The 17,798-nt window shown below is 66.1% G+C and carries 17 protein-coding genes; 9 read left to right on the top strand and 8 right to left on the bottom strand.

Annotated elements, in window-relative coordinates:
• Positions 1 to 6: 6 nt before the first annotated feature.
• The 3 genes from ILT46_RS10330 to ribA all read left to right on the top strand — a co-directional run bounded on the left by ILT46_RS10330 (position 7) and on the right by ribA (position 2,809).
• Positions 7 to 672 carry a LolA family protein gene (locus tag ILT46_RS10330; protein ID WP_199504563.1) on the top strand — a complete coding sequence of 222 codons (666 nt, stop codon included), beginning with the start codon at positions 7 to 9 and terminating at the stop codon, positions 670 to 672.
• Positions 673 to 938: 266 nt separating this feature from the next.
• Positions 939 to 1,733 (top strand): exodeoxyribonuclease III, encoded by a 795-nt coding sequence (locus tag ILT46_RS10325; protein ID WP_199504562.1) that lies wholly within the window; start codon positions 939 to 941, stop codon positions 1,731 to 1,733.
• A 50-nt stretch (positions 1,734 to 1,783) separates the two neighbouring features.
• On the top strand, positions 1,784 to 2,809 hold the full coding sequence (gene ribA / locus ILT46_RS10320) for a GTP cyclohydrolase II (RefSeq protein WP_370592417.1): 1,026 nt from the start codon (positions 1,784 to 1,786) through the stop codon (positions 2,807 to 2,809).
• On the opposite strand, the gene ILT46_RS10315 is transcribed toward ribA, so the two are convergent.
• From ILT46_RS10315 to recQ, 3 genes are read right to left on the bottom strand one after another with little or no spacing between them, the layout of a single operon-like run.
• Positions 2,806 to 3,069, bottom strand: coding sequence for a DksA/TraR family C4-type zinc finger protein (locus ILT46_RS10315; protein ID WP_199504560.1), 264 nt, complete (start codon positions 3,067 to 3,069; stop codon positions 2,806 to 2,808). The two genes, ribA and ILT46_RS10315, sit on opposite strands and share 4 nt — an antisense overlap.
• Positions 3,070 to 3,117: 48 nt before the next feature.
• Entirely contained in the window at positions 3,118 to 4,101 is a 984-nt protein-coding gene (locus tag ILT46_RS10310; protein ID WP_199504559.1) for a right-handed parallel beta-helix repeat-containing protein, read from the bottom strand.
• A gap of 34 nt (positions 4,102 to 4,135) precedes the next feature.
• Entirely contained in the window at positions 4,136 to 5,923 is a 1,788-nt protein-coding gene (gene recQ / locus ILT46_RS10305) for a DNA helicase RecQ (protein WP_199504558.1), read from the bottom strand.
• A 137-nt stretch (positions 5,924 to 6,060) separates the two neighbouring features.
• Between recQ and ILT46_RS10300 the strand changes: the two genes are divergently transcribed.
• The 5 genes from ILT46_RS10300 (at position 6,061) to phhA (ending at position 10,188) form a co-directional block, all read left to right on the top strand.
• A complete protein-coding gene (locus ILT46_RS10300) occupies positions 6,061 to 6,420 on the top strand; it encodes a hypothetical protein (RefSeq protein ID WP_233397186.1) in 360 nt (119 codons plus the stop codon).
• Between the two features lie 117 nt (positions 6,421 to 6,537).
• Positions 6,538 to 6,768, top strand: a complete 231-nt coding sequence (locus ILT46_RS10295) for a hypothetical protein (protein ID WP_199504557.1) — start codon at positions 6,538 to 6,540, stop codon at positions 6,766 to 6,768.
• Positions 6,769 to 6,780: 12 nt separating this feature from the next.
• The gene (locus ILT46_RS10290; protein WP_233397185.1) at positions 6,781 to 7,959 is read left to right on the top strand and encodes an acyl-CoA dehydrogenase family protein; all 1,179 of its coding nucleotides are present in this window, start codon (positions 6,781 to 6,783) and stop codon (positions 7,957 to 7,959) included.
• Between the two features lie 16 nt (positions 7,960 to 7,975).
• Positions 7,976 to 9,217, top strand: a complete 1,242-nt coding sequence (locus ILT46_RS10285; RefSeq protein ID WP_199504556.1) for a CoA transferase — start codon at positions 7,976 to 7,978, stop codon at positions 9,215 to 9,217.
• A gap of 29 nt (positions 9,218 to 9,246) precedes the next feature.
• Positions 9,247 to 10,188 carry a phenylalanine 4-monooxygenase gene (gene phhA, locus ILT46_RS10280; RefSeq protein ID WP_199504555.1) on the top strand — a complete coding sequence of 314 codons (942 nt, stop codon included), beginning with the start codon at positions 9,247 to 9,249 and terminating at the stop codon, positions 10,186 to 10,188.
• A gap of 60 nt (positions 10,189 to 10,248) precedes the next feature.
• Here phhA and ILT46_RS10275 read toward each other — a convergent pair whose 3' ends face one another.
• The 4 genes from ILT46_RS10275 to ILT46_RS10260 all read right to left on the bottom strand — a co-directional run bounded on the left by ILT46_RS10275 (position 10,249) and on the right by ILT46_RS10260 (position 15,699).
• Positions 10,249 to 10,548, bottom strand: a complete 300-nt coding sequence (locus tag ILT46_RS10275) for a hypothetical protein (RefSeq protein ID WP_199504554.1) — start codon at positions 10,546 to 10,548, stop codon at positions 10,249 to 10,251.
• 104 nt (positions 10,549 to 10,652) lie between these two features.
• Positions 10,653 to 11,465, bottom strand: a complete 813-nt coding sequence (locus ILT46_RS10270) for an undecaprenyl-diphosphate phosphatase (RefSeq protein ID WP_199504553.1) — start codon at positions 11,463 to 11,465, stop codon at positions 10,653 to 10,655.
• A gap of 79 nt (positions 11,466 to 11,544) precedes the next feature.
• Positions 11,545 to 13,728 (bottom strand): M13 family metallopeptidase, encoded by a 2,184-nt coding sequence (locus tag ILT46_RS10265; RefSeq protein ID WP_199504552.1) that lies wholly within the window; start codon positions 13,726 to 13,728, stop codon positions 11,545 to 11,547.
• A gap of 120 nt (positions 13,729 to 13,848) precedes the next feature.
• A complete protein-coding gene (locus tag ILT46_RS10260; RefSeq protein ID WP_199504551.1) occupies positions 13,849 to 15,699 on the bottom strand; it encodes an ABC transporter transmembrane domain-containing protein in 1,851 nt (616 codons plus the stop codon).
• A 147-nt stretch (positions 15,700 to 15,846) separates the two neighbouring features.
• Between ILT46_RS10260 and ILT46_RS10255 the strand changes: the two genes are divergently transcribed.
• On the top strand, positions 15,847 to 17,094 hold the full coding sequence (locus tag ILT46_RS10255) for a polyhydroxyalkanoate depolymerase (RefSeq protein WP_199504550.1): 1,248 nt from the start codon (positions 15,847 to 15,849) through the stop codon (positions 17,092 to 17,094).
• Here ILT46_RS10255 and ILT46_RS10250 read toward each other — a convergent pair.
• On the bottom strand, positions 16,989 to 17,723 hold the full coding sequence (locus ILT46_RS10250) for a DUF4126 domain-containing protein (RefSeq protein WP_199504549.1): 735 nt from the start codon (positions 17,721 to 17,723) through the stop codon (positions 16,989 to 16,991). The two genes, ILT46_RS10255 and ILT46_RS10250, sit on opposite strands and share 106 nt — an antisense overlap.
• Positions 17,724 to 17,798 lie beyond the last annotated feature (75 nt).

Here is a 17,798-nt window from a genome sequence, read left to right as displayed (position 1 = left end):
CGAGGCATGAGCATCTTGACCAAGAAAAACCGTTTTCCGATCCGCGCCGCGCTTGCCGGCGCGCTTGCCGTTGGCCTCCCTGCGTCAGCACTGACCATTCCCGCGCAGCCCGCCCAGGCGCAGTCGCAGGACGATCTCGACCGCGTGGTGACGGCGCTGCGTGCAATTACCACGATGCGCGCCGATTTCACCCAGACCGATCGTCGCGGCCAGACGCTGCTCGGCGTGATGACGTTGAAGCGCCCCGGCAAGATCCGCTTCGAATATCAGGGCGCGCAGATGCTGGTCGTGTCGAATGGCCGCTCGCTGACGCTGGTCGATTACGAGGTGAACCAGGTGCAGCGCTGGCCGATTTCCAATTCGCCGCTTGGCGCGCTGCTCGACCCCAATCGCGACGTTAAGCGGTATGGCCGGCTGGTGCAGACCGGTAACCCTGACGTGATCAGCGTCGAGGTGCGCGACCCGCGTCGTCCCGAATTCGGCGTAATCACGATGATCTTCACCCGCAACGCTGCGGCGCCCGGCGGGCTCGAATTGACCAGTTGGGTGGCGCTCGACGCACAAAATCAGCGGACCACCGTTCGCCTGCGTAATCACCGCTATGGCCTGAATCTGGCTGACAGCGTGTTCACTTATCGTGACCCGCGCCGCTCATCTGGCCGGCCCCGATAATCGCTTCGCGGCCCAGACGTGCCCCGCGTGCGACAAGCTGACAGGCGCTGTTCATGGCGCTGAAAGCGAGCGGTCTTTAAGGTCCACTGGACAAGGCGGCCGAAGCGGGTTTCCCCCCTGTTGCCCGGTCTTCAGCAAGGCCGTTTTGTACAAGCGTGACGAACGCTCCAAGGAACCCTCGTGCCAATGCCCCCGGCACGAGGGTTTTCCTTTGCCCGCGCCTCGCGCGCCTTGCCCGGCCGGTTCGCGCGCCCTATCCGCGAGCCATGGTTTCTGTCGCATCCTGGAACATCAATTCGGTCCGCCTGCGGATGCCGCTCGTCGAACGGCTGCTGGATGAAGAAACGCCGGACGTGCTGTGCCTCCAGGAGATCAAGTGCGAAGAGCATCTGTTCCCCTACGAAGCGTTTGCCCGCGCCGGCTATCAGCACATGATCGTTCATGGGCAAAAAGGTTATCACGGTGTCGCCACGGTCAGCCGGCTGCCGCTGCGCGAAGTGTCGCGCCATGACTGGCAGGATAATGGCGAGGCCCGCCATGTCGGCGTCGAGGTCGGCGGCGCCGGGCGCGGGATGATTGTCGAGAATGTCTATATTCCGGCAGGCGGTGATATCCCCGATCGAACGCTCAACACCAAGTTCGGCCAGAAGCTCGATTTCGTCGAGCGGATGACCCGTTGGGCCGACGCGCTCGACCGGCCGACGCTGATCGTGGGCGATTTCAACATCGCCCCGCTCGAAAGTGACGTGTGGAGCCACAAGCAGTTGCTCAAGGTGGTGAGCCACACCCCGGTCGAGGTCGAGGCACTGACGCGGTTCATGGACGCGCATGGCTGGGACGATATCGGCCGCCGCCATATTGCCGCGCCGCAGCGTTATTTTTCCTGGTGGAGCTACCGCTCGGCCGACTGGAAGAAGAACGACCGCGGGCGCCGGCTCGACCATATGTGGGCCAGCCCCGAACTGGCTGCACAGACGGTATCGCACCGGGTGCTGGAGGCGGCGCGCGCTTGGGAGCGGCCCTCTGATCATGTGCCCCTGATCACGGAGTTCGCGCTCTGAACGGGTGGGAGAACCCTCCTACTTCGCCTGCGCGACGCGCCGCTCAGGCCATCGATGCCTTGCGGCATGGCTGGCCGGTCGAATTTGCCGGCGGCCCGATTCTGCTCCCGGCGGAAACTGGCGTGGCAGCCTGCGCCAGCTCACCCATGATGCTTATCTCGGCGGCGCGAGCTGCCACGCTCAAGCTCGCCAACCAGCGGGACGCTGCGGCGCCGCACGCGCCGGTGCTGATCCGCGCGGCGGAGCCGTTCACACCCGCCAATGCGCGCGCCGTGGCTGACCCGGCGCTCGACCTTGTCTTTCCCCTGAAGGGACCGTTTCAGGCGCTCCCGCTTGATTGGCCCGAAGAAGCAGTCGCTGCGCTCGAACTGGCGCGTCGCGCAGGCATACTGCCCGCCTTCCTGGTCGATCCCGTCGATGCGGGGGAAGCCCAGCTTGTCGCCGTAGGCGATCTGGCGGCACAGGCCGATCCGGCACAGCTCGCCATCATCACCCGCGCAAAATTGCCGGTAGCGGCGTGCGAAGAGACGGAAATCGTCGCCTTCCGATCGCCCGATGATTTGCGCGAGCACGTCGCTTTACTGATCGGCGTGCCGGATGGAGGCCGCACCCCGCTGGTCCGGCTGCATTCCGAATGCTTGACGGGCGACATCCTCGGCAGTCTCAAATGCGATTGCGGACCGCAGCTCGACGCGGCGCTCAGCGCGATGGCGGCGGAGGCGGCCGGGGGCGGCTGGGGGGTACTGCTATATCTGCGGCAGGAAGGGCGCGGGATCGGTTTGATCAACAAGCTGCGCGCCTATCGGCTGCAGGATCAGGGGTTCGATACGGTCGAGGCCAATCAGCGGCTCGGCCTGCCTGATGAGGCACGCGATTTCGCCACCGCCGCGCGAATGCTCGAACTGCTCGGCGTCAGCACTGTCAGATTGATGACCAACAACCCGGCCAAGGTTGCCGCGCTCGCGAAAGAAGGGGTCGAGGTGCTCGAGCGTGTGCCGCACCAACTGCCGTCCAACCCGCATAATCAGCATTACCTCAATACCAAGCGGGCGCGCAGCGGCCATCTGCTTGATTAGCGCAGCTGGCTGTCCTTGCTTCCCCGGCGATTGATGGCAGAATGCCGCACGGCCCGGTCGCGTTCGGCCTGGCAGGCGATGCAGGTGCGTACGCCGGGAAGCGCTTCGCGTCGCCGCGGCGGGATCGGCTCACCGCATTCATCGCAATATTCCGCACTCGGCCCCGCCGCCATCCGCGCGCGGGCCGCGGCGACCGCATCTTTCACCGTATCGTCGATCTGATCCTGCACCGCGCCATCGCGCGTCCATCCGCCAGCCATCACTTGCTCCTTGTGCAAGAGCAACGCCGTGCTGGGCTGGCGCGTTCCTCAGCGCCGTTCGAAGGCGGTGAGCCCGGTGCCGAGGCTATTGTCGGAGAGACGCAGCGCCTCGCCGCTCCAGTCCGCGACGAACACGGTCTGCCGCCGAATGCCGGGGACAATCCGGGCATTATTGCCGCGGATCGCCAAGCCGGCCGAGCTATGCAGCCGATCCTCGGCCCCGACCGCGACGAACGCCGAGTAATTTTCCTTGCTGGCGCCCTGCACGAACCAGTTACCGGCAATCTGCCCGACCGCACCGGCTGGGAGGTCGATCATGTAATTGGTCCGGGTCCCCGCAGAGTCGTCAAAGCTGTTGCCGCGAATATCGACCCGCGCGGCGCGCGATTTGAGGTAGTGCCCGCCACTGCCCTGCTCGAACCGCGAGCGTGTGACCGTCAACGAACCATAATCACCGATATACACTGAATGCGCGCATCCGCCGGGCCCTTCGCAGGTGCCGAGCCGGGTGAAGGTGGACTTGTCGATCAATATCCGGCCCGTGGCATCGGTGGCCGAGAGAATTCCCTGCTGGCTGGCGCGAAACCAGCTTTGCCGCACGGTGAGGTCGCCGCGCTCCAGCCGGATACCAGCGCCGTTAAAATCAGGGACGGCAATGTTCTGAAAGATCAGGCCATCCACCTCGGCGCTGCGGCCCCGCAGGACCAGTGCCGCCTTGCCCTCGCAAGCAACGCCGTCGAAGATCGCGTGGCCGGGCTCCGCCGCTTCAAAGCGCACGGTACCCGCCTGCTGCACCGCGCATTGCCGATGGATGCCGGTGGGGACGACGATCGTGCCGCTACCCGCGCCGATCGCTTCAACCGCTTGTTGCAGGCTGGTATAACGCAAGCCGGTTTCACGGATGGCGAAAGCGCCAGCGGCCGGCTGTGCCAGCAGCGCCGCCGCCGGGATCGCCAGCACCGCCAATGCCGCCAGCGTGGCGGTGGCGATGAGCGGCGGACGGCCGGGCAGAGCGGGGCGTAAGTTTGCCATACCACCGCGATAACGGCACATGATTAAGAAGCTGCTAACCATACTGGCGCACCGCGTCGAGCAGCTCGGCACCATACGCCTCGAGCTTCTTCGCGCCCACGCCGGGGACACGCGCCAGTGCGGCAGGGCTGGCGGGCCGAGCTGCCGCGATTTCGCGCAGCGTGGCGTCGTGGAAGATGACGTAGGGTGGCACGCCTCCATCCTGAGCAAGCTTGCGCCGCAATTCACGCAGCGCGTCGAACAGCGGGTCACCGACGGGGTTCGCCACTGCGCCGCGCCGTTTGCGGCTGGCTGGCGGGATCACGATCTCGACTGTCTCCTCGCCCTTAAGCACCGCGCGCGCATTGCCGCCCAATGCCAGGCCGCCGTGCTGGGTCGCGACCAGCGTGCCGCGTGCCTGCAAGGCGCGGCTAACCGGGCGCAGCAACGGCGCTTCGCCCGAATCGACGATGCCGAACACACCCAGCGCGTCGTGCCCGCGCTGCCGAACCCGTTCGTCGGCGTTCCCCGTGAGCACATTCTGGACATAGCCGAAGCCGAAGCTCTGCCCTGTACGATAAACGGCAGATAGCAGCTTGCGGGCAAGCTCGGTCGCGTCGCGCACTGCGGGCTTTTCGAGACAATTGTCGCAATTGCCGCACTCGTCCGGCGGGGCTTCACCGAAATGGCGGAGCAGCACCGCGCGCCGGCAGCCGGCGGTTTCGACCAGCCCGGCCAGCGCGTCGAGCCGCGCGCGTTCGGCCGCAACTCGGCCGTCATCGACCTCGGCCAGCCGCTGGCGGGCGCGGACAAAATCCTCGGCGGACCAGAACAGCACCGCCTGCGCCGGGTCGCCATCGCGCCCCGCACGGCCGGTTTCCTGGTAATAGCTTTCGATCGATTTGGGGATGCCCGCATGGGCAACGAAGCGCACGTCGGGCTTGTCGATGCCCATGCCGAACGCCACCGTGGCCACCATTACCATGTCTTCACTCTCGACGAACGCGGCCTGGTTGCCTGCCCGCACCGCGGGGTCGAGCCCGGCATGATAGGGCCGCACACTGCGCCCGGTGGTCGCCGCGAGGCGCTCGGCCAGTTCTTCGACCTTGCGCCGGGTGGGCGCATAAATGATGCCGGGGCCAGGCGCAGCGGCCATCAGCGCGGCCAGCTGGCGCACCCCGCCATCGCGCGGGCGAATCGCGTAGCTGATGTTGGGCCGATCGAACCCGGCGATAATGATGCCCGCGGCATCAATCCCGAGCTGGGCGAGGATGTCGGCCCGCGTATGGGCATCCGCCGTCGCGGTCAGCGCCAGGCGCGGGACATCGGGGAGGGCATCCATCAACGGGCGCAGCAGGCGATAATCGGGCCGAAAATCGTGGCCCCATTCCGACACGCAATGCGCCTCGTCGATTGCGAACAAGGCGATCGGCGCGCTGGTCAGCAGATCTCGGAAATGCGGCTGGCTGGCCCGTTCCGGCGCCACGTAGAGCAAGTCCAGCTCGCCCGCCCGGAATGCGGCGATGGTTGTTTCTCGGTCGGTATCGGCGCTGGTCAGCGTGGCGGCGCGGATGCCGTTCGCGCGCGCGGCGCGCAACTGGTCGTGCATCAAGGCGATCAGCGGCGAGATGACGATGCAGGTGCCCTCGAGCATGGTGGCCGGCAATTGATAAGTCAGCGATTTACCGGCGCCCGTGGGCATCACCGCCAGCGTCGATTGGCCGGCAAGTACGCGCGCCACCACCTGGGCCTGCACGCCGCGGAAATCGGCAAAGCCGAACAGCTCGCGCAACCGGTGGCGGGCGCTGTCCAGCGGCGCATTCGAGAGGGTGGCGGCGACCATCAGGCTGCTTTGGCAGCCCTGCCGGACAAACGGAATGGTGCATCGCGCCGATGTACCCGTTTGCCGCAGCGCGCAGGGCGCGATACATCGCGGCCATGCGGTGGCGGCACCGGGCCGCACCGCCTGACGGAGACCTGATGATGAAGACCCTTGCCCGCCTCGCCCTCCCCGCCGCTGCGCTGCTGGCCCTGTCCGCCTGCGGCAGCGCCGACAACGCTTCGGAGGAAGCGGTCGCCGATACGGTCGAGATGCCGGCCGACGAAGCACTGAGCCAGACCGAGGCGCTGCCGGTCGAAGGCACCGCGGCGACCACCACAACGGCGACGACAGGCGCTACGGCTCCTGCCGCGACGACGACCAGCCCGGCACCGGCCGCTTCGGCCACGGCGACCGCCGAGCAAGCGGCGCAGAACGCGCAGGACGTTGCTGCCCGCGCCCAGGCTGCCGCCAACGCGGCCGAAGCGGCGACCAATGCGGCGGAAGCGGCGACCGAATAAATCGCCCCGGCCCTTTCCGGCAATGCCGTAGGGTCACGCATGGTCACAGGCAAAGCGGGCGATCGCGCAGGCGATTCGCCCGCTTTTCCTTTGCCTGCGCTTGATTATGGTGCGGGGATGGTCCGGTCGATCTCTGCCCTGCTGTTGCCACCGCTGGCCGCCTGCCTTCTGGGCGCGTGCGGGCAGGCCGATAACGATCCCGGTCCCGGAGGCGTCACCGTTGGCGATGCTCGCGCGCTCGACCGGGCCGCCGCCCGCATCGAAGAGCGCCGCGGCCCGATGCCCGGCGCCGCATCGCCTGCAATCGGCACGCAGCCGATCGAAGAATCCCCTGAATCTCGCCAGTAAAGGACTTTCCGCATGACCATGGCTACCGGGATGGACCCCGAAATCTTCGACCAGTTCATCGACCAGCTGAACCGCTATGTCCGCGAACGGCTGATCCCGGCAGAACCGCAGGTCATCGCGGCCAATGAAATCCCCGCCGACATCATGGCGGAAATGCGCGAGATGGGGCTGTTCGGCCTGACCATGCCCGAAGAATATGGCGGCGCGGGCATGAATATCAGCCAGTATGTCGAGACGATCCGCGTCCTGTCCTATGCGCTGCCGGCCTATCGCTCGATCACCTCGATCAATCTCGGCATGGTCTGCTCGGCGATCAAGAATTCAGGAACCGAAGAACAAAAGCGCGAATGGCTTCCCCGGCTGGCGGCTGGCGAGATTGCCTGTTTCGGCCTCACCGAACCGGGCTCGGGCTCGGACAGCGCGGCGATGCAGACGACCGCGCGGCGCGAAGGCAATGGCTATGTCCTTTCGGGCTCGAAGCGGTACATCACCAATGCCCCGTTCGCGAAGCTCGGGCTGATCATGGCCCGCACCGAGAAAGAGGCGCTGCCGCGCAACGCCCATGTCTCGGCCTTTCTGGTCGATATGGAGACGGCGGGCGTCAGCGTCGGCAAGCCCGACAAGAAGATGGGCCAGGAAGGCAGCCAGATCGCCGACATCTATCTCGACGAGGTCAAGGTGCCGGGCGATGCCCTGCTCGGCGGCGAGGAAGGGCGCGGTTTTGCCACCGCGATGCAGAGCCTCGATAATGGCCGCCTGTCGGTCGCTGCGGCGAGCGCGGGCTATGCCCGCCGCATCCTCGACACGGCCATCCGCTACGCCTCCGAGCGCAAGGCATTTGGCGAGCCGATCGCCAATTTCCAGCTGGTGCAGGCGATGCTGGCCGATAGCGAGGCGGAGATTTACGCCGCCGAATGCATGATCCGCGATGCCTGCGCGCGCGCGGATGCGGGCGAGGCGGTGCTGCTGAAGGCCGCCAGCGCCAAGATGTTCGCCTCCGAAATGTGCGGCCGCGTGGCGGATCGCTGCGTCCAGATCCATGGTGGGGCGGGTTATCTGGCGGAGTACGAGGCCGAGCGCTTCTTCCGCGACAGCCGCATCTACCGCATTTACGAAGGCACCACCCAAATCATGCAGCTGGTCATCGCCAAGGCGATGCTGCGCCAGTTCGCCGCCGGGGCGCAGGGCTGACCGGTCGGCGGGCGCGATGTACAACCTCCTCGCCGGCCTCGGCATCATCGAGGTTTCAAGCTTCGTCGCATCCCCCACGGCGGGGCTCTATTGCGCGCAGATGGGCGCTGAGGTCATCCGGGTCGACCAGATCGGCGGCGGGCTCGACTATGATCGCTATATGCAAACGGCCGAAGGGCGCTCGCTGTCGTGGGAGAACCTCAACCGCGCGAAGAAAAGCGTCGCGCTCGATCTGGCGGGGGCCGAGGGGCGCGAATTGCTGGTCGAACTGGTGCGGCAGACGGGGCAGCTGATTACCAACCTCCCGGCGGGCAGCTTCCTGTCGCACGAGGCTATCGCGCAAGAGCGGCCCGACCTCGTTTCCGTGCGGATAATGGGCTGGCATGACGGGCGCCAGGCGATGGATTTCACCGTCAATGCCGCCACCGGCTATCCGCTGATGACCGGCCCGGCCGAATGGGACGCGGCCACTGCCCCGCCGGTCAACCAGGTGCTCCCCGCCTGGGACTTCATCACCGGCGCCTATTGCGCCTTCGCGCTGCTGGCGGCGCTGCGCCAGCGTGACCTGACCGGCGAAGGCATCGAACTGCGCGTGCCGCTGGGCGATGTCGCGCTCGGCACCTTTGCCAACAGCGGGGCGATGGCCGAAATGCTCTATCGGGGCAGTGATCGCGAACGGCTCGGCAACGCCATATGGGGGGCACTGGGGCGCGATTTCACCAGCCGCGATGGGGTGCGCTTCATGGTCGCCGCGCTGACCGCCAAGCAATGGCGTGGATTGATCGAGGCGCTCGGTGTCGCGCAAGACATTGCTGCGCTCGAAACCCGCACCGGGGTCAGCTTCACCACTAGCGACCGCAACCGCTTCACGCACCGCGAGGCGCTGTTTGCCATTCTGCAGGACGCTGCCAGCAACTCGGATTACGCCGAACTGTCCACGCGCCTCGCGGCGGCTGGCGCGACCTATGAACGCTATCGCACCGCGTATGAGGCGGCGCGCGATCCCGCGCTGGTGACGGAGAACCCGCTGTTTGCGCTGACCAAGGGTAATCCCAGCGGGTTCGACTACCCCGCGCCGCGATCCTTCGCCGCCATACCGGGCGAGCCCGCCGGCGCACCGCGACCGGCCCCGTTCCTCGGCCAGCATAGCGAGGAGGTGCTTGCCGATCGTCTCGGCCTGTCCGACGCGGCGATTGGTGAGCTCATCGCGCGTGGCATTGTCGCGACCAGCGACGAAGGCAGCGCCCCGCGTTTGTAAGCGGGCCGGGCCGCTGCTAGGTTGCGGGCATGGCCACCGTCCTCGAACCGAACAGCGATTTTGCCGCCCTGCCCGATCTGCCGCCCGAGGTGTTCACTGCCCCGCTGCAAAAGCCGGCACATCTCGGCGATGACTGGCTGGAGCCCGCTCAGGCCACCTATAGCGCAGAAGATCACCGCATCTGGGATGATTTGTTCGCCCGCCAGATGGAGGTGCTGCCCGGCCGCGCGGCAAGCGCTTTCATGGCAGGGCTGGAGCGGCTCGATCTGGGGCGCGGCGGGATTCCCGAATTCGGCCGGTTGAGCGAGGAACTGGGTGCCTTGACGGGCTGGAGCGTGGTGCCGGTGCCGATGCTGATCCCCGATCACGTGTTCTTCTGGCACCTCGCCAATCGGCGCTTCCCCGCGGGCAATTTCATCCGCACCCGCGAGACATTCGATTACATCCAGGAGCCCGACGTGTTCCACGATGTGTTCGGCCATGTGCCGATGCTGGCCGACCCGGTCTATGCCGATTACATGCAAGAATATGGCCGCGCCGGGTGGAAGGCGATGCGCTACAACCGGCTGAAAGCGCTCGGGGCCTTGTACTGGTACACCGTCGAATTCGGACTCATCCTCGAGGGTGAGGGCGATGTGCGCGCTTATGGCGCGGGGATTCTATCAGGGCCGACCGAGGTAGTCTTCGCGACCGAAGCAGCCAGCCCCAACCGGATCATGCTCAATGTCGACCGCGTGATGCGGACCGATTACGTGATCAGTGACCTGCAGCCGACCTATTTCGTCATCGACAGCTTCGCCGATCTTTACCGCCAGACGGTCGAGCGCGATTTCGACCGGCTTTATCGCAGCCTGCCACCGGCTTTCACTTACGCCAATTCGGCGGTGATCGACGTAGATAACGTGCTGCATCGGGGCACGCAGGAATATCTGCTGCGCGGCGGGCGAGGGTCAGGCGCCTCACCCGTCTGAGAACACAAAAAAGCCGGCCCCAGTCTCCCGAGGCCGGCCTTTCTGATCAATCCTTGCGGATTATTCCGGAGCGGCGTCCATGTTGTCAGCCGCGTCTTCCATGGCGTCAGCCTTGGTGTCGGCGTTTTCTTCAACCACGTCGGCCTTGTCTTCCAGCGTGTCAGCGGTCGCTTCCGAACCACCGGCGTCACGCACGGCTTCGGCGTTGGCTTCCATCTGGTCAGCCTGAGCGTCGCCAGCTTCACGCACGTCCTGCGCCTGATCTTCGGCAGCGTTTTCGGCGGCGCTGTCGCAAGCGGCGAGGCCGAGGCTCATCGCGGCAACCGAAGCAACCATGGCGGTCTTGAAAATGGTCTTCATAAGTAACGTCCCCTTGAAGGATGGGAGGCCGCTATAGCACCGCTCTGGCGGCTGCATAACAAAAAAGTGGCAAAAAGGGGGCAGGCCCGGGCGAGCCCGCTCGGCTACCGTGTTCCGAGCCAGATCAGCGCGACCGTGCCGGCGACGATGCGGTACCAGCCAAAGGGCGCAAAGCCGCGCCGGCTGACAAAGGCGACAAAGGCGCGGATCACCACCAGCGCGACGACAAAGCTCACCACGAAGCCGATGGCGATCTCTCGCCAGCCCACCGTCATCGCACCGGAGGTAAGCTGATCCCCCTTCTGGATCAGTTCCAGCGTTGTTGCGCCGATCATCGTCGGAATGGCGAGGAAGAACGAGAACTCGGCTGCCGTCTTGCGATTGATTCCCATTGCAAGCGCACCCATGATCGTCGCGCCGGAGCGGCTGACCCCCGGGATCATCGCCAGACACTGCGCCAACCCGACACCGATCACCTGTTTTAAAGGTAGCTGTGCGACGCCGATGTCACCTTGCGGATTGACGACCTTTTCGATGCCGATGATCGCCATCCCGCCGATGATCAGTGCCCAGGCGACCAGCTCGGGGCTGCCCAGCATGATGTCGATATAATCCTTGAGCGCCAGCCCGAGTACCGCCGAGGGGATGAACGCGACGAGGATATTGCGGGCAAAGCGCAGCCCTTCGCTTTCCAGCCGCAAGACGCCGAGACCGGCCTGCCAAATCGTCGGCCAGTATTGATAGACCACGGCCAGGATCGCACCGAGCTGGATGACGACGTTGAACATCGCCCATTGCGCGGCATCGTAGCCCAGAAGCTCGCTGGCGAGGATCAGGTGGCCGGTCGAGGATACCGGCAGGAATTCGGTTACCCCCTCGACAATGCCGAGGAGGATCGCTGTCAGCGTGAGGTTCATGGCAGCGCTCCCTCGGCGGGGAGCGCCGCCTAGTCAAGCCAATGGGCGGGCAGCGTACGCCGCCCGGCCACCGAAAATGTCACCAGATCGTGATGCGCTTTTCGGGCGGCAGATAGAGCGCATGGTCGGGTGTCACATTGAACGCACGGTACCAGGCGTCCATGTTGCGCACGACACCATTCACGCGGAATTCCTCGGGGCTGTGCGGGTCGGTCAACAACCGCTGGCGGGCCGAACCTTCGCGCTGCGCCGAGCGCCATACCTGTGCCCAGGCCAGGAAGAACCGCTGGTCACCTGTCAGCCCGTCAATCACTGGCGCTTCTGCCCCGTTCAACGAAAGACGATAGGCCCGATAGGCGAGGCTGAGTCCGCCAAGATCGCCGATATTCTCGCCAAGCGTCAGGCGGCCATTGACGCAGGTCTTGCCATCGTCGAGCGGGCAATAGGCATTGTACTGTTCGACCAGAGCGTTGCCGCGGGCATCGAACGCCCCGCGGTCGGCATCGGACCACCAGTTGCGCAGCATCCCCGTGCCGTCGGATTTCGAGCCCTGATCGTCGAAGCCGTGGCCGATCTCGTGGCCAATGACCCCGCCGATCGCCCCGTAGTTCACCGCCGGATCGGCCGTCATGTTGAAGAAGGGCGGCTGCAGGATCGCCGCGGGGAAGACGATCTCGTTCATGGTCGAGTTGTAATAGGCGTTGACCGTCTGCGGCAGCATGAACCATTCGCTGCGGTCGATCGGCTGGCCCAGTTTGGTGACATTGTCGGCCAGGCTCCAGCGCGCGCTGGCCAACCGGTTAGCGAGCGGGGATCCGGCTGCGATGGTCAGCCCGTCATAGGTTTCGAAGTCGTCGCGATAGCCGATTTTGGGCGTAAACGCGTCCAGCTTGGCAGCTGCCTCGCGCTTGGTCGCCGGGCTCATCCAGTCGATCTCGTCGAGGCTGAGCGCCAGCGCGCGCCGCAGATTGGCCACCAGATCCTGCATCGCGGCCTTGTTGGCCGCCGGGAAATAGCGCGCCGCATAGGCTTCGCCGAGCTGCTCGCCGACCAGCCCTTCGACCTCGTCGATCGCGCGCTTCCACCGCGGGCGCTGCTCGGGCGTGCCCTGCAGCGTCTTGCCGTAAAGCGCGAATTGCGCCTCGTCGAACCGGGCGGGCAGCACCGCTGCGTTGGCCGACAGGAAGCGGGCGATGGTCCAAGCCTGTAGCGTCGCCACCGGCATTTCGGACAGCAGCGCGAACATCCCCGGCGTGCCGCGTCCGATCTGTGCCAGCTGTGTCTGAGTCAGTCCAAGTGCACGGGCTTCCTCGGCGCTCGGCGGGACCAGCGGCACGACGAATTTGGGCGCGCCCGCCAGCCCAACCTGCTCGAGCATCCGCGCCAGCGGGAAATTGCCTGCCATTGCGGTCAATTCGGCCGGGGCCAGCGCATTGTAGGTGAGATCGCGATTGCGGCGCACCGCGCGGTCCCAGTCGATCTCGCGCGCAATCCGGTCTTCGAGCGCATAAACCGCCTCGGCCGCGGCGCGCGGGTCGGCATAGCGCGCCTCGCCCAGCAGGAAAGCGAGGTAGTCGCGATATTGCTGCTGGATCGCGCGGCCCTTGTCGCTGGTATCGAGATAATATTGCCGGTCGGGAAGCCCCAGCCCGCCTGTCCCGACATAGACCGCGTAGGTATCGGGCTGCTTCTGGTCGATCGTGACGCCGGCGCTCACGGGTGAGGGATAGCCTGCCTCGCCCCATAGGGCCGCCAGCGCGTCGAGCGTGGTAGCCTGCGCGATCCGGTCGAGATGCGGCTGCGCCGGGGCAAGGCCGGCGGCCTCGATCGCCGCGGTGTCGAGGAAGCCTTCATAGGCATCGACGATCCGGCGTGCCTGCGTGCCGGGCGCCGGATTGGTCGCGCGCAGTTCGTCGACCAGCGCATGAACGTCAGCGGTCGATTTCTCGCGCAGCAGGTTGAACGCGCCGAACCGGGCGAATTCGGGCGGCAGCGGGTTGGCGGCGAGCCATTTGCGGTTGGCGTAGGCGAAGAAATCATCCCCCGGCGCGATCGCTGGGTCGAGCGATTCCGGGTCGAAGCCCCAGGTGCCGAAGCTCATCGTCGGCAACTGGCTGGCGGCGGCCGCCGGCGCAGCATCCTGCGCGTGGACCAATTCCTCAATGGCCGGCGCCGCATCGTCGGCAACATCGTCCTGCGCCAGTGCCGGCGCGGCCATCATCAGCGCGGCGAGACTGGTTCCTGCGGCGAGCAAAATCTTCATAAAAGTCCATTCCCAGGGTCAAAACATCGCGTAGCGACTGTAACCCAGCGCGTACGGGCACTGACAACGCACGTCGCGTGGCATACGGCGTTGGTAGAATAGGGCGGCTTGCCCCGCGATTTACGCCGCTGCGAACCGCCCCCCGTCAAACTGCAGCGCCGCGAGCCGGGCATAGAGGCCGCCGGCGGCGGTCAATTCGCCATGCGTGCCCTGTTCGACAATCCGCCCGCCATCCATCACCACGATCCGGTCGGCGGCGCGCACGGTGGCGAGCCGGTGCGCGATGACCAGCGTGGTGCGCCCTTCCATCAGCCGGTCAAGCGCCTGCTGGACCAGCAATTCGCTTTCCGCGTCGAGCGCGCTGGTCGCTTCGTCGAGCAGCAGGATCGGCGCATCGCGGAGCAGAGCGCGGGCAATCGCCAGGCGTTGCTGTTGCCCGCCCGACAGCCGCGTCCCGCTTTCGCCGAGATAGGTGTCGAGCCCATGCGGCAGGTCGCGCAGGAAACCCTCGGCGTTGGCAGCGCGGGCTGCGTCCCAGATCGCCGCATCGTCCGCATCCCAGCGGCCATAGCGCAGATTGTCGCGCGCATTGGCCGAGAACAGCACGCCGTCCTGCGGCACCAATGCGATGCGCCGGCGGATATCGGCCGGATCGGCCGATATCAGCGGGATTCCATCGATTCGAATGGTCCCGCTCTGCGGGTCGTAAAACCGTTCGACCAGCTGGAAGATGGTCGATTTGCCCGCCCCCGACGGGCCGACAATGGCGACCGTCTCGCCCGGCTCGACCTCGAGGCTGAAATCTACCAGCGCGGGCGCTTCGGGCCGCGTGGGATAACGGAAGGTGACATTGCGGAACGACAGGCTGCCGCGCGGCGGTTCGGGCAGGCGTTCGGGGCGGGCCGGCGGGGCGATGGTCGGCCGCTCGTCCAGCAATTCGTAAAGCCGGCTGGCCGCGCCCGCACCGCGCAGCAGATCGCCATAGACCTCGGTCAGCGCACCGAACGATCCGGCGACGATCCCGGTGGCGATCACGAAGGCGATGATCGTGCCCCCCGTAAGCGCGCCGCTGACCACCAGCACCGCGCCGCGCCACATGAGCAGCGTCAGCGAGCCGAAAATTAGCGTAATCACCACCGCGGTCATGATCGCGCGGATCAGGATGCGCCGTCTGGCCGTATCGAAGGTCGCCTCGACCGCGCGGGCGAACCGGCGCTTCTCGCGTGCCTCCTGGTTGAACGCCTGGACGATCTTCATCGCACCGAGCACTTCGGCAACCATCGCGCCGACATCGGCCACCCGGTCCTGGCTGGTGCGGCTGATATCGCGCAGTTTGCGGCCAAACAGGAAGATCGGCACGATCACCACCGGGATGGCGATCACCAGCAGCCCCGACAATTGCGGCGCGAGCCAGAACAGATAGGCCGTGCCGAGCACCGCCATGATGGTATTTCGCAGCGCCACCGAGACGGTGGTCCCCACCACCTGTTCGATAATCGCCGTGTCCGAGGTCATCCGCGAAGATATCTCCTTGGGCGAGTTTTCCTCGAAGAAGGCCGGGGCGAGCCGCAGCAGGTTTTCGTGCACCCGTTCGCGCACATCGGCGACCACGCGTTCGCCCAGCCAGCTGACGAAATAGAACCGCACCGCCGTACCGAGGCCCAGCACGCCGACGATCACCAGCAGATAGCGGAACCAGCGGCCGATATCGGTCGGATCGCCGCCTTCGGCAAAGCCGCGATCAACCACCAGTTTGAGCCCGGCCGGGAATGCCAGCATCGCGGTCGAAGTGACGACCAGAGCGAGGAACGCGATGGCGATCTGGGCCGGATATTTGGCCGCCTCGCGCCAGACCATCCGCAGCGGGCCAAGCGACTTTGCGCGGGGCGGTTCTTCGGCGCGCGGCGGCGCGGCGGCGTCGTCAGGCTCGGTGGCGGGATCGGGAGAAAGCGATGCGGCGCGGTCGTCCATGGCCCTGCGCCTAGCCCTCGCGGCCGACAAAATCCACCGCCGTACGCGCCCTTCGTCAGGGCCGGTTGCAAATTGCCACCAGTCGCGTCATGTTGCGCCGCACAATCACCGTCCGAGGGGGAGCCCTCGCGCGCAGGAGAATGCCCGATGCTGTATCACGCCCATGAATTGCAGCGCTCGTGGCTCAACAGCGCGAGCACCTTTGCCGCGATGGCGGCGGAAATGCTCGCAAGCCCCTACCACCCGCTGAGCTATTTCGGGCTGGGCCCGCTCGCCGCGTCCGCGCTGGAGGTGTTTGCCCACGCTGCCCAGCCGCGCGGGAAGCCCGAATTCGACATCGAGACGGTCAAGGTCGGTGGCAAGATCTGGCCGGTCACCCAATCGCGAGTGTTGCACCGCCCGTTCGGCGATCTGCTGCGCTTTACCCATACCGGCCACGCGGCCGACGTGCCCAAGCTGCTGATCGTCGCCCCGATGAGCGGGCATTACGCGACCTTGCTGCGCGGCACGGTCGAGCGGATGGTCGAACGCTGCGAGGTGTACATCACCGACTGGGCCGATGCGAAGATGGTCCCGCTAAGCGCGGGGCGGTTCGATCTCGATGATTATATCGATTATCTGATCGGCTTTCTCGACCATATCGGCCCGGGCACCCACGTTCTCGCGGTGTGTCAGCCATCGGTGCCCGCACTGGCGGCGACGGCGGTGATGAACGCGGCCAATCACCGTGCCGCGCCGGCGACGCTGACCATGATGGGCGGGCCGGTCGATACGCGCCAATCGCCGACAACGGTCAACGATCTGGCGATGGAGCGGCCGATCGCCTGGTTCCGCCAGAACGTGATCGCCACCGTGCCGCTGCAATATCCGGGCGAAGGGCGGCGCGTATATCCCGGCTTCCTGCAACTGGCCGGGTTCATGAGCATGAACCTCGGCAATCACCTGATGAGCCATTACGAGATGTTCAAGCATCTCACCGTGGGGGACGAACAGAGCGCGCAGGCGACCAAGAATTTCTACGACGAGTACCGCTCGGTCTGCGACATGACCGCCGAATTCTACCTCCAGACGGTGGAGGAGGTGTTCCAGAAACATTCGATCCCCAACGGCACCTTCATCCATCGCGGCAAGCCGGTGGATGTCGGGGCGATCACCCGCACGGCGATGATGGCGATCGAGGGCGAGCGCGACGATATTTCGGGCATCGGCCAGACCCGCGCGGCGTTGACGCTCGCGACCGGCCTGCCCGACGCGAAGAAGCGCTATTTCCTCGCCCCCGAAGTCGGGCATTACGGGATCTTCAACGGCAGCAAATGGCGCACGCGGATCGCGCCGGTGCTGGAGGAATTCATCGGCGCGGTGCCCGGCAAGACGAAGCTGGCGGCAGTCGCCTGACGGAGGTTCAGCCGGGCCGGGGGCAGGTCTGCCGGTAGCGGGCGGCGATCCTTGCCGAGGAACTTGCGGATCATCCGCCGCGCGATCAGCAGCAGACCGATCACCAGCGCCAGCAGGCCGAGCGCGATGCCGCCGGCGGCCCAGGGATATTCATACGCCGCGTAAAGCAGACCCGCGCTGGCGACATCCTCGACCGTGGACAGCGCGATATTGCTGACCGGTTCGGGGCTGGCATTGACGACCGCGCGGGCGCCGGCCTTGCTGCCATGTGCGGCCAGTGCCGCGCCGCCGCCGAGGATAAAGGCGATCACCTGCGTCGCCGGGTCCGACGGATCGACGATCGCCAGCGCCAGCAGCGCCCCGCCGATCGGGCGGATGGCGGTGTGGACCGTGTCCCACAGGCTGTCGAGCCACATCACCTTGTCGGCCAGGAGTTCGACCACCGCGGCGACGCCGGCGACCCCCATCACCCAGGGGTTGGCCAGCACATCCAGGCTGGTGAGATTTTCGGGCAGCGGCAGGGCGCCCAGCCGCATGGCAAGGCCAGTGGCAAAGATGCACAGATACATCCGCCAGCCGGCCAGCAGGCTGACGCTGCCCGCGATGCCGAGAATTTCGATAATGCCCATCCGCTGCGCCCTTCGTTCGACCGGCCAGAAACAGCTAAGTGCACCAGAGATGTGCCTTTGCCGCCAGTCGGGCAA

It is taken from the genome of Qipengyuania sp. YIM B01966 (assembly GCF_016461955.1).
Lineage (GTDB): Bacteria > Pseudomonadota > Alphaproteobacteria > Sphingomonadales > Sphingomonadaceae > QFOP01.
This window is presented reverse-complemented; position numbering and strand designations above follow the sequence as displayed.